Genomic DNA, 13,646 nt, shown 5'->3' with positions numbered 1-13,646 from the left:
TACGGTGGGACTTACACCCACAAGATTGCGCCCATGCTGGGCGCACGAAACCGGCATACCCGAAGGTATCCCACGCACAGCCGCCATAACATGAAATGACAGACATAAAAAAAGCGTCTGTTCATGGACAGTGGACGCTGTGCGCCTAGAGTGTACACGGACGGTCAAACCCGGTCGCTGAATTGGCAGCGACACCCGGAGGTTATCCATACACCTTCCCACCCGGCAACCTTGAAAAGGTCGTCGGGCGAAGTTTTAGAAAATTCAGTCAATCGGGGGCAGACACCAGGCGTAAGTGCGCCCCCCTATCTTCAAACACAGCCGCTAGACCTACAAAAAAAATTCCACCTTAGAGCATTACATCTAGGCTCTGACTTCAGCCAAAAAAACTTTAATTTTTTCATACTCTTCAAAAGTCACCTCATACGTCACTAATATTTTTTGACCTGGCAATGTTTTAATCGCCAGAAACTTATGTAAAAATCGCCATACCCAAGCCAACAAAATCAAAGACACAATATAAACAAGAAGATACAAACTAAAGACAAAAATAAGTTGCGAGCTGTCATTGAAATTTAATAGCGACGAAAGGTATACCAACGTATTGGTGGAGATTATAAATAAAAGCATAAAAATCCATAATAAAAAATTACACATTCCAGCCTTAAGCTTTGTATTTTTCATACTCAAATCACCTCAAAATCCAATGTGATAGAAGATTAACATATAAGATCCATCATTACCCCTACACCCTACACCCTACGCCCTGATCAGCCTGAGATTTTAGACGCATCTGACGCGGCAGCTTATGACCGATTTCCGTCTATCACGACGGACTGAGATCGATCCACAGCAGACGGCCTGCGACATTATGACTAGTGGCGATCACACCTTCCATGATCGCCAGGCAGATGGCCAAGGCAACCCAAACCGCTCCTCGTGCATGCAATCAAAATGACAAAGCACGAGGTGCTGAAAAGTAAATTTTCGTGAGATGAAGTGTGGAGGGTTCAGATACTTGTCGTCACATAATACCAATCCCCGCCCATATGGGTAACGAGTGCTTTTTCCGCCTTATCAGGGTTGTATACTTCTTGTGGTGAATAGATATAAAAGGCGTAGCAGTAGAAGCATGGAAGGTCGATCTGCGCGAACGATACGCGCCCTTGCTCAGACCGGATGCTGATACTAATGGGGGCTAGCTTTGCCTTTTTTGCTGCATATCTGACTTTGGTGAAAAGTTCTGTTCCTTGTACATCGAAAGGTTTGGTCTCGTCGCCGACGCCACAGGTGGAGACTGCTGAGTTTGCATAGTTACCAGCCTCGGAAAGCAAACTCTCACACCAGTCCTGATCCTGAAAATAAGATATTCGATTTTCATTGGTAGTGGTGACCAGCGCGGTTAGCAAAGGGACCATCTGCGGATTCGTGGAATCAGCAGTCATGTAAATAAAAAAAACAACACAGATCAATAGTGCAGTCGCGCAAAGCACGACTTTGATTAAAGCTCCAGCCAGCTGTTTAATCGCATAAAACAGTATGCAGCCTAATGATTTTATACAGCCCATCACTACGACTTTAATGCTCCTGATAGCTGACACCGCATGCCCCCTTGAAGACCGTTGTTGCAACCGGCCTTTATATGCAGCCAAGTCCAGCGAAACAAAGAGTACTATAATTTCTGATTAAACTACCACTCTCCAGATCTCATTGATCTCCCAGTCGCTCACGACAGGCGGGAGTCGGCATCTAGCGGCGGGCAGGATATGTCGACTAAATCAGGGGCGACTCACAAGGCCAATGGCTGTTACCCATGCTTTTACTATTCGAGTGTATTGCCTGGTGGAGAACGTGGGGACGAAATTAAGTCCAAGCTTTATGCAGCAGCGCCACCTGATTTATCGGTAAGCTACGCTTTTAGCTCGCTGTAAATCCACTCCTAACCACACCCTGATGACCAATATGCTTGACTGGGACAGCCTCCGTTTTTTCTTTGCCTTTGTTCATGAGGGCTCCTTAGCCGCTGCGGCTCGCTCGCTGGGGGTGGAGCACGCGACTGTGGCTCGCCGAATAGCTGCCCTTGAAGCCTCTTTGGACATGAAGCTGGTAGATCGTAGGGGTCGTGTCTACCAACTGACCGAGGATGGTGTGAGGGTAGGTGAATATGCAGCGCAGATGGAGTCTGCGTCACTTGCACTCAGGCGATTCGCTGACGGGGGAGAAAGCCGTATTGAGGGTGCGGTGATCTTGTCTGCACCTCCTGCATACCTCGGAACGTTGGTAGCTCGGCGACTTGGGGTATTGCGCGAGCGTTATCCCCGGTTGCAGCTGACGCTCGTCGGAGCCAAGTCCACTGCGTCGCTGGCAAGGAAAGAAACCGATATTGCCATTACCTTCAGCAGGCCGGATGAACAGAGTGTCGTCGCCAAACGTCTCGGCTCCTTGCGTTTTTACCCGCATGCTAGCGAGGACTACATTAGTCAACGTGAACCTGAAGAGTTCGAGTTCATAGGCTACGACCGTAGCATGGACGATTCGGTACAGCAGCAATGGCTCCTGGATCGGCTGGAAGGAAGACCGCTTTGCGTCACCAGCAACGACCTGCGCATCCAGGCATTAGCTGCCGTAGGCAATGCTGGCATAGTTTTCCTTCCGGATTTTTTAGGCAAAGAATATGGGCTGGCAAGGGTTGATATGGATCACACACCGCTGGAACTACCCATCTGGCTCGCGTTTCATGAAGATTTACGCAGCTCTCTAAAAATCCGGGCAGTTCTTGATTTCCTCATGGAGGGATTAGTGCAGACACAGGAGCTGTGAATTTTTTCACATCCGGTTTGTGACTTTGATGAATGGGTCATCACGAAACATTTCTCTACTCTGGGCTCCGAATTGAATTCCTGCCCACTGAGAGGCCCTTCACCAATGAGCAGTTCCCATCCCATAAAAAGCTCAATGGCTGTGTACCGTACAGCGTGGATCGTGACCGCGATTTTTATACTTTCAAATGCCGCTACGCCACTCTACAGCTTTTGGCAGCAGTCCCTCGGCTTCGCGTCGGGGGTGCTAACCGTAATTTTTTCCTGCTACATCATCGGTCTTCTTCTAACTCTCACCGTCGCTGGGCAGCTGTCCGACCACTACGGGCGCAAAGCCTTGCTTCTACCCTGTGTGGGGCTGGCTATCATTGCAGCGATTCTGTTCGACCAAGCGCACAGCATCGGCGTCTTGATGCTCGCACGCTTCCTCACCGGCGTTTCGGTGGGCTTCGTTGTATCTGGGGGTATGGCGAATGTCGTCGAGCATGCTCAGCCTCATCGCAAGCATTTTGCTTCGCTAATAGCATCTGTCGCGATGGTGGCCGGAGCGGGCACCGGGCCGCTATTGGCAGGGGTCGTTGCGCAATATCTTCCGAACCCGATCCACACAGTCTTCCGAGTGGAAATCGCGATTTTGTGCGTGGCGCTCCTAGCGTTACTCAATCAAAAGAACCAGAAGCTTGGGGGCGGTACATTTAAACCGCGCTTGCCCTCCGTCGCTAAGGAAAACCTCGGCATCGTGCTGTTGGGGATAGCGTTCTTCGGCCCTGGAATAACTTCGACATCATTCATCCTGTCACTCGGCCCCAAGCTGATAGCGACTTTTCTAGGCGTGAATAGTCCCCTTGTCACGGGTTGTATGGCCTTTTCAATGTTCCTCGTCGCCGTGGGCGTGCAGTTTGCGGCGAAGCAATACAGCAGCCGTACCGTGTTTTCGCTTAGCGGGATCGGTACTGTCTTCTCAATGATTTTCGTGTGGATCGCGCTGAAAACCGGTTCCGCTCCATGGCTGATCGTTTCCGCTCTGTTGGCAGGCGCCGGTCAAGGCTTGGGCCAGTTAGGTGGACTGACCCTTATTGCTGACCGCGTGCCTGCGCAGCGCAGAGCCGAAGCCAACGCAGTGTTCAACATGGGGGGGTATGTGCCCGCTGGGGCGATCCCGGTGTTAACAGGTTATTTGATCGACTTTTGGGGGCTGAGCATTGGAATAAGGTCACTTGCGCTCATTATCGCGAGTCTTGCTTCTTTGGCGCTCACGCAGCTTTGGAGGCGCGTCCCTAAGCAAAGTCAAACTCGTACACACGGCGAGGCTTAACGAGCCCACTTATGTGGCAGCAGATCGATAATCTGACTGGCGCGCTGGGTTGGCAAGCGCGTGAGGACGTCTTTCAGATAGGCGTATGGATCGTGCCCGTTCATGCGCGTTGCCTGGATCAGGCTCATGATTGCCGCCGCCCGTTTACCGCTGCGTAGCGATCCGGCAAACAACCGGTTCGAGCGTCCAAGTGCCCATAGGCGGATCTGGTTCTCTACTTGGTTGTTATCGATGGGAGCAACTGAATGCTAACCCTGCGTTGCGCTTCCCTAATTCGATGAAAGACCATCCGCTCCCCGCCCCCCCCAAACAAGACTTCGACGCCATGATGACAATGACCAAGATAGACATCGCGGCAATCGAAGCGGCAATCGCAGGTTAGTCGGTCGACATTCTGGCCGCTTGATTTCAGACGAGACGCCGCATGGACCGATTCACCGGCGGTTGCCTGTGCGGCAACGTGCGGTTTATGGTGCGGGTCTGCCCTATCGGGTCGCCCTTCGCCAAAAGAAGACATTCGCCGAGCCACATGCAAGCATCAAGCAAGAGCCCCCCTCTCCTTGCTGCCCCCAAAATAATAAAGCCCAACACTAGACCGGGATTCAAGATGAGCGTGGATCGCTTATCAAGCATTCATTGAAAGGATGAACACAATGAGCCGAACCAGTCATATCTGCCTGATGGCAACCTATAACGAGTGGATGAACGCAAAGATTTATGAGGCAGCCAGAAGCCTGTCAGATGAAGAACTCTCAGTGGATAGGAAAGCATTCTTTGGTTCAATTCTCGGGACGTTGAACCACCTGGTGGCCGGCGACACGGTCTGGCTAAAGCGATTCGCCAAGCACCCAGCTAACTACTTGGCGCTGGAACCGATTCAGCAGCTTCCTGCCCTCAAAAGCCTCGACCAGTTGTTGTTCTCGAATATCCGAGAACTTTCGGCACATCGAGTGTGGCTCGACCAGAACATTGTCGAGTGGTCTTGCTCCATTGCAGAGTCGGATCTGGATCACACCCTCCATTACTCAAGCATGAAGGGAATACCCGCTGACAGGAACTTTTATGGTTTGGTCATGCATTTCTTCAACCATCAGACGCATCACCGCGGACAAGTGACTACCTTGCTTTCACAAGCGGGTGTCGACATAGGTGATACGGATCTGGTTGCCCTTATTCCATCCAAGTCCTGCACAAAGTAGAAAAGCCTGGCGCTAGACCAGGCATTGTCACATCCGATCGGGTCGGCGAAACAGCGCAGCCATCCGGACTGGTCGCCGATCCCGAGCAACGGTAAACGGTCGAAAGCTGCCGGTCGCGACAGGCAGAGAACGGCCAATAGCAGCCATCCATCTATGACCGTTGTCGACCCAAAGTAGACCTAGCCGGTTTCTGAAGCCATCCAGGTCAAAAAATTATGCAGCTGAGTCGTAAACTCTTTTGGCTTAGCGTAAGGGGTCCTTGCCTGGGACAAGAAAAAAGAGATCTGCATGCTCATACACGGGTAATGCTGAACAAACAGTTCGACATGCTCTTCCAGTGTTTGCGGCCACATCAGGTCCTGCTCAGAGCGAAGTACTTGAGTTGACCGGATGAGTTTGCGCGAAGCTTCGCGTTGCAAGCGTAGCGATTGCGTCGATGTCGCCGCCTGATCGATAAGATCGGCATACCGGGTCAGTACGGATTCGAAGTCACCATTTACGGCAATGGCGATATCACGCGACGGCTTGAACCGGTCGAAGCGCTTAGTCAGATCATTTCCCCATAAGCAACGACATTGATGCTTGAGCCAATACCCCCAGCTCAATCGATTGTCTGCCGCCAATACTTGAGAACGACTACCTATGTCGAAATCGATCTTGATGACTTCGGTATGCCGACTTTCCAGCGTGCGCCTTTTCGACTCCAGCATTTCCAGATCCTGCGACGCAGGAGTGCTGTGCAGAACAAGGGTCAGGTCCAGGTCGGAAACCCCTGGCACGGCGTCGCCTCTAGCGACGCTGCCATAAAGATAAATCCCGTCCAGCAGAGGTTCCGACCGAGTGAGCGTCATGCAAACATCAGCCAGCAAATCCTGAAACTGTGACTGCACCTCGACATTGGGCACGGTGAGGATATAACCGTCTGCATCAATGCCACTAGGATGGAATCGTTCCATGAAGCCGTCCATGAGTTGTGTTCAGAGAGGTACTTTAACAGAGCCAATAGTGTCCGCTTCTGGCCGTTACCTGCCATTCGTGACGGGCAGAGAACGGCCAGGAGCCGACGCACGACTCCAACAATAAATTCCCCCCTTTGCTCGTGAAACTTGTGTTGAGGCCCACAGTCTTAGCCCAGCCTTGGAATCCATCTGCGAGCCAATACAGCGAAACGCTCTGCGGTCATTCCTCTGCCCACTATCACCATTACCGTCGTCATCCCATCAGAGCTGCCCGCCTCATGCGCCAGACCGTTCGTTCCTCCTGCGTTTTCTCGCTCTGCCTTATTCCTTTGCTCCCCCTGTTCGCCAGTCCCGCCCATGCCGGCGGGGAAAGGCAACTGGTGGAGGACATCAACGACTACCGCGCCCAACCGCAGCGCTGCGCGGGGCGCACGGTCCAAGCCTTGGCGCCGCTGGCTCTGAAGTCGAGCCTGGCCTTGCCGATCGGCTATGGCGGCGTTACACGGGAGACGTTGAAGGATTCCGGCTATCAGGCGGTGTCTGTGCGGACTATCCGCCTGGTCGACGCAGAAGATGCCGAGGAGGCCTTTGACATGCTCGAGAGCCGCTACTGTGGGGCCCTGCTCGATACCCAGTTCACCGATATTGGCGTGTATCGCGACGAGAGTGAATGGCAGGTGGTGCTGGCGCGGCCCTTGCTCGATAGGCATCTGGACGACCCGCGAGCGGCGGGCAAGACGTTGCTGGCACAAGTCAACGCGGCACGGGCGAAACCGCGCCTGTGTGGTCGTCAGCGCTTCGCCGCTGCACCACCGCTGACCTGGAATGCCGCCCTGGGGACAGCGGCGCAGGGGCACAGCCGGGCGATGGCCAACGACAATTACTTCGCGCACCAGGACCCCAACGGTGATATGCCGTGGGACCGAGCGAAGGCCGCCGGCTACGGTGGCCGGCAGATCGGAGAGAACATCGCCGCCGGGCAGCGTTCGCCGGACAAGGCTATGGAAGGCTGGCTGGCCAGCCCCGGGCATTGCGCCATCCTGATGAACCCGATGTTTACCCAGGTTGGCGCGGCCTATGCCGCGAACTCGCGTAGCGACAACGGCATCTATTGGACGATGCTGTTCGGCGCGAAATGAGGAAATGAGGGACACCCGTTAGCCGGTCCTGCGTCAAGATCCAAAGCCTACCCACGAAGACTACGCTGCTGTGCTGTCGGTGAACCTGAATGGTTTCTTCTCCATCAGCCAACTCGCCATCGCCGAGATGGAAAAACAAGGCAGCGGTCATGTCGTCAGTATCACCACCAGTCTGATGTACTCAGCCCGTCGCGACAGGCTGAAATCGGCCAGGAGTGGGCGCTGGGATAAAGCTGAAACAACCAAAATCTACTTCCCTTCAAGCTTTCGTTTCAGTCGCCTGAGATCCCTATTGACGATCAGCTTATGGGCTAGACCTACGGGCAACATGTAGATGCGCCCAAAGACGTTATGCGTTACGACAGATGAGGTGATCGTGAACACACGATCTGTTATCGAAAGGCAAATCATGACATCCAGATGCCGGTCACGTTCGGTCAGAACCAGCATGTCGGGAGCACTATGTTCCACCAGAAAGAAATACAGTTGTTCGCCAGCGTGTACTGTCTCTCGCCTAGCGCCGGAGAACCCGCCGACCCGCTTCACGCCGAATAACGAGGAAATCGCGTCCCTCGTTCGGAACGCTAGCCGCATGAGCAGTCCCGGTTCGGCCGTCATGATGTTCCAAGCGTCAAGAGTGGTGATTTCAACAGGGAGCGAAACCGACCTGCTGTCATAGTAATCAAGATCGGACAGTGCACACAGAGTGTGAGCAGGTGATGGGGTAGCCAAACATTATTCCTTTCAGTGGCCCGACTGCCATTCCCGATAAAATCGGAAGCTGATTATCATGTAGCCATGCTACGTCATAATTACCCCCCAATATCCCTTAACTGTTCGCTGAGTGAATATCTGCCGGCTACAGGCCGGTATGGGTTGTGGATTCAACCGGTCGATGCAACAGATTGAATCCACAGCCCATAGCGGACGGTGGTGAACCGAGTTTGGGCCAGGCTACCCATTCGTCCCTATGCCGACCAAGCTCTTGAATCAATCATTGTCGACCTGGAGCTCCTGCAGAAGAAATCCAAGTGAATCCGGGGTTGAGCGATGACTTTTTTCCGAGCGTTGTTCATCCCATGGCATAGCGTCATCAGTGCAGAAATCTCCAACACACTCCATGCTCAGTTCGCCATCGAGAAGTCCAAGCGGAATCCAGAAGTAAGGCATCTCGCGAAGAGCATTAGGCACGGTCGAGCCACATCGTGAGCAAAAGTCATTTCTGTACCCGCTGGATTTGCGCCAACTTGTGATCGCAGCTAGCCCTTCTTCCCATCGAAAGTCGCGAGCTTTGACCACTGTGGCTAGATTATGGCCGACCCCGGTTTGCTTGCGGCATAGGGTGCAATGGCATCGATAAAAAAATCGTGGTTCAACCCCGAGGGAAAAGTGTACAGCCCCGCAAAGACATTGCCCTGATGCCATGGATATCTCCCTGAAGAACGATTCATCGGTATTCTGCCGGTTCGAGTGTTGGTACCGGAAAAGGGGTGGCCGTCATAGTACTGGCCTTTGATTGCCATGGATAATGCCCAGCCTGATTCAACGCCGAATGTCGAACACTGGATCATACGCAACGAGGATGCTCGCCCATTTCGAGCCTCCTCAGAAGCAATGGGTCAGTTGCCGACCGTAGCGATTTGCTTCGCACGATCGTTCTGTTTGCCAATCAGAAACACCAATAGCGAACCGATAGCGGTCACGATGCAGAGCGGCATCAGTGCAATTGGAAAGCTCCCGGTCTGATCACGCAGTACACCGATCACCGAACTCATGGCGCCCGTACCCAGGTGGGCAAAAGTATTGATCGCTGCAATCCCGGTGGCCAACGTCGCCGGCGGCAGGGATTCGGAGCAAAGTGCCCAGAACGGCCCCTTGATCGCATAGTTACCCATCAATACGAGCGTCAGCAGTACCAGCGTAATGGTCAGGGAGTCCGTGAACAGCGTGGCAGCAAAGCTCACCGCAGTAATGGCTAGCGGAATAGCAGTGCTCTTGATCCGCTCCCCGCTCTTGTCCGCACGCAGTCCCCAGAAAATCATGAACGCTGCGGCCATGCCGAACGGAATCATGTTCAGCAGACCCGTTTGCATGTTGGTCAGATGGAAGGATTTCAGGATCTGCGGCATCCACAACGACAGCGTGTTGCTGGTTGCCGAACTGCCCATGTAGATAATCGAAAGCACCCATACATATTTGTTGGTAAACACGGCCTTGAGGGTGCCACTTATGCTGTGAGCGTGCTGAGGAATGCCACTTTCGCGCGCGGCCTTATCGTTAGTCAGTTGCTCGCCTAGCCAACCCTGTTCCTGTTGAGTCAACCATTTCGCTTCGCTTGGCCGATTTGGCAACACTTTCAGCGCGAGCAATCCCAGCGTGATGGCGGGAATGGCTTCAAGCATCAGTAACCACTGCCATCCCTTGAATCCGGCCAGACCGTCTAATTGCAACAGCAGTGCCGACACCGGTGAGCCGAGAAAGTTGGAGAGTGGTATCGCCACCATGAATAGCGCAACGATTCGAGCCATGTACGCTTTGGGGATGCATTGCGTGAGGTAAAGAATTACGCCGGGAAAGAAGCCGGCTTCGGCTGCCCCCAAGAGGAATCGGGAGATCGAATAGGATATCGGTCCGACCGCAAATGCCGAACAGAAACCGACGATGCCCCAGGTGATCATGATGCGCGCGATCCACCGGCGGGCACCGAAACGTTCCATGGCCATGTTACTGGGCATTTCGCAAAGTACATAAGCGACGAAAAACAGCGTGGCGCCGAACCCGAAGGCACTGGCCGTCAGGCCGATGTCCTGGTTCATGGTCAGGGCAGCGAAACCGATATTGACTCGGTCAATGTAGGCGATGAAATAGCAGAGTACGAGAAAGGGGATCAGGCGAATCCCCAACTTGCGCATGGTCGATTTTTCAATTTCAGTATTGGATGGCTTGTTCATGGAAACTGCTCTCTTGTAGTTGTAATAGGCTGCTCTTGCGCAGAACCTCTCGATGCGGCACGAGAGGTTTGACTGCAACGTCGCATTTCAGACTGTCTGCAAGTTTTCGTTACACGTGGGTGGGATGAAGGGTCATCTGCAAAGGCGTGGGTGAGCTTCAGCCTTCACGTTTTGCAAAACCGAATAACCGTCGAGGTGCTTGCACGAGCAACGAATGGCTCAGTTGCATCGAACACTCCAGGGCTTGCCGCTGATCGATTACGGTGTCGAAACCGATGTTTTTCTCATGCTGCGTGTGTGGCCAGTCGCTGCCCCATACCAGTTGGTGGCGGCCGAAACTTTGCTCCAACAGCGGTAATGCCGATCGGGCGAAATTGAGGTTTTGTTGCGGCGTACCTCCCAGACGATAAATTCCCGATACCTTCATCCAGATCGACCCTCTCGATCCCAATTCCAGTAACTCGGAAAACCCTGGCTGATCGACGCCCAAACTGGCGTCCGGCCGTCCGAAGTGGTCGATGACCAGCTTCAAACCGAACGGCGTCAATTGATGGATCAGTGCCGGCAGATCCTTTACCTCCCGATGCAATTCGACATGCCAGTCAAGGTCAGCGATGTGGCTGAAAAATTCTCTCCAGGCGCGATTGCGAAAATCAGGTAACGCCTTGCCCATCAGGTTCAAGCGAACGCCAACCACGCCTAGGTGAGCCATGTCATTCAACAGGGCACGGCTAACACCCGGCTCTAGCACGACCACTCCTCGCAACTGCTCCGGCACTTGCCTCAGCGCCGCCAGCAGGTAGCTATTATCGGTGCCCAGAAAGCTCGGCTGCACCAATACGCCGTGACTCAAGCCATGGGCACCCAGGTGATTCAGATACTCCGCAAGCGTGGCATCGTAGTCAGGGGTGTAGCGCCGTGTAGCGGCCAGCTTCAGCTCCCGACTAAAGACATGAGCATGGGAATCGATGCCAGTGATCGGTGTTGAACAGGTATCAGACATGGGTTTCATCTATCGCAAGTAATGATCATCACGCTCGGGCGCTCTCGCTGCCTTGCACCGAGACGGATGGGATCGCAGCGTCGAGACTGCGACCACGGGTTTCCGGCAGGCAAAGGGCCGCGATAACGGCCACGCCGTAAGCGATCCCGGCGTCGATGCCAATGGCCGAGCCCAGTGACATGGAGTCACTCATATGGCCGACCAGAAACGGGAATACCGCCGAGAGCACTCGGCCGAAGTTGTAGCAAAACCCCACGCCAGCGCCGCGCACGTCCGCCGGGTACAGCTCATTGAACAGTGCGCCGAGGCTGGCCGGAATGCCCGCCGCGAAGAAGCCGAGCGGAAAACCGAGGAATAGCATTTGGGTATTGGTCAGGGGCAGGAACACGTAGCACTGCACGGTCACGACGCAGCACAGGGCGAACAGCACGATGTTTTTGCGGCGGCCAATACGGTCGATCAAGAATCCGCTGACGACGCAGCCACACCAGAAGGCAAGGATGATCACGGCAAGGTAGCCGCCAGAGTTCAGCACCGACAGGTTGCGTTCGGTCTTGAGGAAGGTCGGTAGCCACGTCATCACGGCGTGGTAACCGCCGTGTGCGCCCAGGCCCAACAGCCCGCCGAACAGGGTCACGCGGATCAGTTCAGGACGGAAAATACCGGCCAGGGATTTGAAAAAACTTTGTGGGATAACGTGTTCTTTTTGCAGACGCTGGAAGCTGTCGGGCTCCTCGACATTGCGCCGAACCCAGATGATCAGGAGTGCCGGCAACAAGCCGACGATGAACATCACACGCCAGGCCATGTCTTGCGGTACGAACGAATAAATCAACGCAAAAACCCCGACCGCCACGCCCCAACCTACGGCCCAGGCACTTTGGACGGTGCCCATCACTTTGCCGCGGTATTTCGGGTTGATGGTTTCGGCCATCAGTACCGCGCCGGCAGCCCACTCACCGCCAATGCCGAAGCCTTGCAGCGCCTTGACGATCAGCAACTGCTGGAACCCGGTGACGAAGGCGGACAGAAAGGTGAAGAAGGAGAACCACAAGATCATCCACTGCAACGTACGCACCCGGCCGTAGCGGTCGGACAACGTCCCCCCTACCCAACCGCCAATGGCCGAAGTGACTAACGTGACACCGCTAATCAGCCCGGCATCGCCCTTGGTCAGGGCGAAGGCGGCAATCAATGCCGGAATCGCCAGGCCGAACATTTGTACTTCCAGTGCGTCCAGCGACCATCCACCGAAGCAGGCCCAAAACGTTTTGCGCTCCCGAGGAGTGACTTGGCGATACCAGCTGAACATGATTTCTTATCCTTATAGGTGGAACATGAGGCAGCCGAGAGCGAACCGCGCCGCTACGAGGCCAGTCATGGCAAACAAAACGATGAATCCGCCAGCGATCGATTCGCCGGTGAGCGATCCGCTATTCAGGCAATGCGCTAGCGAATGTCCACGCTGTAACGGAAATGCTCGGCATGCCCACGGGAGCGCCGCCACTCCAGAGGCGTACCGGCGTAGTCACGCGCCAGACGCTCGATCACCACCACGGGACTGTTGACCGGTATTTTCAATAACCGCGCATGCACGTCATTTACAGACTCGGCGGTGAGTGCTTCTTCGGCAGAGGCGACGACCTGACCGCAGACTTCTTCGTAAATCGGGTAAAGCAATGGCCCTTTTCGATTCAGGTCGATCTCCAGTAGCGGCTGAAACCGGCTGCGAGGCAGCCAGATTTCTTCGGCAAGTACCGGCTGAACATCCAGAAGACGAACGCGGACAATGCGAATAACCGGCGCGTCGATTGGCAGCCCTAACACCTGGGCCACTGCCGAGGGTGCGGCCACCGATTCAATAGACAGGATGCGACTCTCCGGTACCTGGCGTTCACCCGCAGCGGTCTGGAAGCGGAAGAATCGGAAAAGCGAAGATTGAAACTGAGGCCGACGCACGAAGGTGCCTCGACCTTGCTGACGCTCCAGAACGCCCTCACTGACCAGCGCGTCGACCGCTTTGCGCACGGTGCCAGTGGACAGTGTGTACTCCGCTGAAAGCGCAGCTTCAGTGGGAATGGCCTCCCCCGGACGCCAGCGATTGTTGGCAATCTGTTCAGCCAACTGATCACGCAGGCGTTGATAAAGCGGTAGGCGGACATCACTGGACAGGGAATTCATCGACTTTATTCACCTTGTTATCTAGTCATATATATGAATATTGGCCGAGTATTCTCCTGATGCATTTTTCTGTCAATAAG

13 protein-coding genes and 2 pseudogenes are annotated in these 13,646 nt (G+C 54.3%); 5 read left to right on the top strand and 10 right to left on the bottom strand.

Annotated features, from left to right (window positions below):
* Nucleotides 1-363: 363 nt before the first annotated feature.
* Entirely contained in the window at nt 364-684 is a 321-nt protein-coding gene (locus FPT12_RS26075; RefSeq protein ID WP_145021993.1) for a hypothetical protein, read from the bottom strand.
* 326 nt (nt 685-1,010) lie between these two features.
* On the bottom strand, nt 1,011-1,601 hold the full coding sequence (locus tag FPT12_RS26070) for a hypothetical protein (protein WP_145021989.1): 591 nt from the start codon (nt 1,599-1,601) through the stop codon (nt 1,011-1,013).
* A 352-nt stretch (nt 1,602-1,953) separates the two neighbouring features.
* Between FPT12_RS26070 and FPT12_RS26065 the strand changes: the two genes are divergently transcribed.
* On the top strand, nt 1,954-2,820 hold the full coding sequence (locus tag FPT12_RS26065) for a LysR family transcriptional regulator (RefSeq protein ID WP_145021986.1): 867 nt from the start codon (nt 1,954-1,956) through the stop codon (nt 2,818-2,820).
* 105 nt (nt 2,821-2,925) lie between these two features.
* Nucleotides 2,926-4,134, top strand: coding sequence for an MFS transporter (locus tag FPT12_RS26060; RefSeq protein WP_145021983.1), 1,209 nt, complete (start codon nt 2,926-2,928; stop codon nt 4,132-4,134).
* Here FPT12_RS26060 and FPT12_RS26055 read toward each other — a convergent pair.
* A pseudogene (locus FPT12_RS26055) lies at nt 4,131-4,370 on the bottom strand (transposase domain-containing protein); the annotation flags it as partial. The gene FPT12_RS26060 and the pseudogene FPT12_RS26055 sit on opposite strands and share 4 nt — an antisense overlap.
* 417 nt (nt 4,371-4,787) lie before the next feature.
* Between FPT12_RS26055 and FPT12_RS26045 the strand changes: the two are divergent.
* Nucleotides 4,788-5,333, top strand: a complete 546-nt coding sequence (locus FPT12_RS26045; protein ID WP_145021980.1) for a DinB family protein — start codon at nt 4,788-4,790, stop codon at nt 5,331-5,333.
* Between the two features lie 179 nt (nt 5,334-5,512).
* Here FPT12_RS26045 and FPT12_RS26040 read toward each other — a convergent pair whose 3' ends face one another.
* A complete protein-coding gene (locus FPT12_RS26040; protein WP_145021977.1) occupies nt 5,513-6,289 on the bottom strand; it encodes a nucleotidyltransferase domain-containing protein in 777 nt (258 codons plus the stop codon).
* 281 nt (nt 6,290-6,570) lie between these two features.
* On the opposite strand from FPT12_RS26040, the gene FPT12_RS26035 reads away from it, so the two are divergent.
* Together FPT12_RS26035 and FPT12_RS26030 are read left to right on the top strand one after the other, a co-directional pair.
* Nucleotides 6,571-7,431, top strand: coding sequence for a CAP domain-containing protein (locus FPT12_RS26035; protein ID WP_145021974.1), 861 nt, complete (start codon nt 6,571-6,573; stop codon nt 7,429-7,431).
* 49 nt (nt 7,432-7,480) lie between these two features.
* Nucleotides 7,481-7,609, top strand: a pseudogene (locus FPT12_RS26030) (SDR family NAD(P)-dependent oxidoreductase); the annotation flags it as partial.
* Between the two features lie 71 nt (nt 7,610-7,680).
* Here the strand turns inward: FPT12_RS26030 and FPT12_RS26025 are convergent.
* The 6 genes from FPT12_RS26025 to FPT12_RS26000 all read right to left on the bottom strand — a co-directional run bounded on the left by FPT12_RS26025 (nt 7,681) and on the right by FPT12_RS26000 (nt 13,566).
* Nucleotides 7,681-8,163 (bottom strand): DUF2867 domain-containing protein, encoded by a 483-nt coding sequence (locus FPT12_RS26025; RefSeq protein ID WP_145021971.1) that lies wholly within the window; start codon nt 8,161-8,163, stop codon nt 7,681-7,683.
* A gap of 258 nt (nt 8,164-8,421) precedes the next feature.
* The gene (locus FPT12_RS26020) at nt 8,422-8,856 is read right to left on the bottom strand and encodes a GFA family protein (protein WP_145021969.1); all 435 of its coding nucleotides are present in this window, start codon (nt 8,854-8,856) and stop codon (nt 8,422-8,424) included.
* Nucleotides 8,857-9,050: 194 nt separating this feature from the next.
* Nucleotides 9,051-10,382, bottom strand: coding sequence for an MFS transporter (locus tag FPT12_RS26015; protein ID WP_145022004.1), 1,332 nt, complete (start codon nt 10,380-10,382; stop codon nt 9,051-9,053).
* Between the two features lie 157 nt (nt 10,383-10,539).
* A complete protein-coding gene (locus tag FPT12_RS26010) occupies nt 10,540-11,385 on the bottom strand; it encodes an amidohydrolase (RefSeq protein ID WP_145021967.1) in 846 nt (281 codons plus the stop codon).
* 28 nt (nt 11,386-11,413) lie between these two features.
* Nucleotides 11,414-12,697 (bottom strand): MFS transporter, encoded by a 1,284-nt coding sequence (locus tag FPT12_RS26005; protein ID WP_145021966.1) that lies wholly within the window; start codon nt 12,695-12,697, stop codon nt 11,414-11,416.
* A 137-nt stretch (nt 12,698-12,834) separates the two neighbouring features.
* Nucleotides 12,835-13,566: a GntR family transcriptional regulator gene (locus FPT12_RS26000; RefSeq protein WP_145021964.1), complete on the bottom strand. Its 732-nt coding sequence runs from the start codon at nt 13,564-13,566 to the stop codon at nt 12,835-12,837.
* Nucleotides 13,567-13,646 lie beyond the last annotated feature (80 nt).

The sequence above is a fragment of the Pseudomonas sp. H3(2019) genome (assembly GCF_007713465.1).
Classification (GTDB): domain Bacteria; phylum Pseudomonadota; class Gammaproteobacteria; order Pseudomonadales; family Pseudomonadaceae; genus Aquipseudomonas.
Note: the sequence above shows the minus strand (reverse complement) of the source record. Positions and strands in the feature narration are given on the sequence as shown.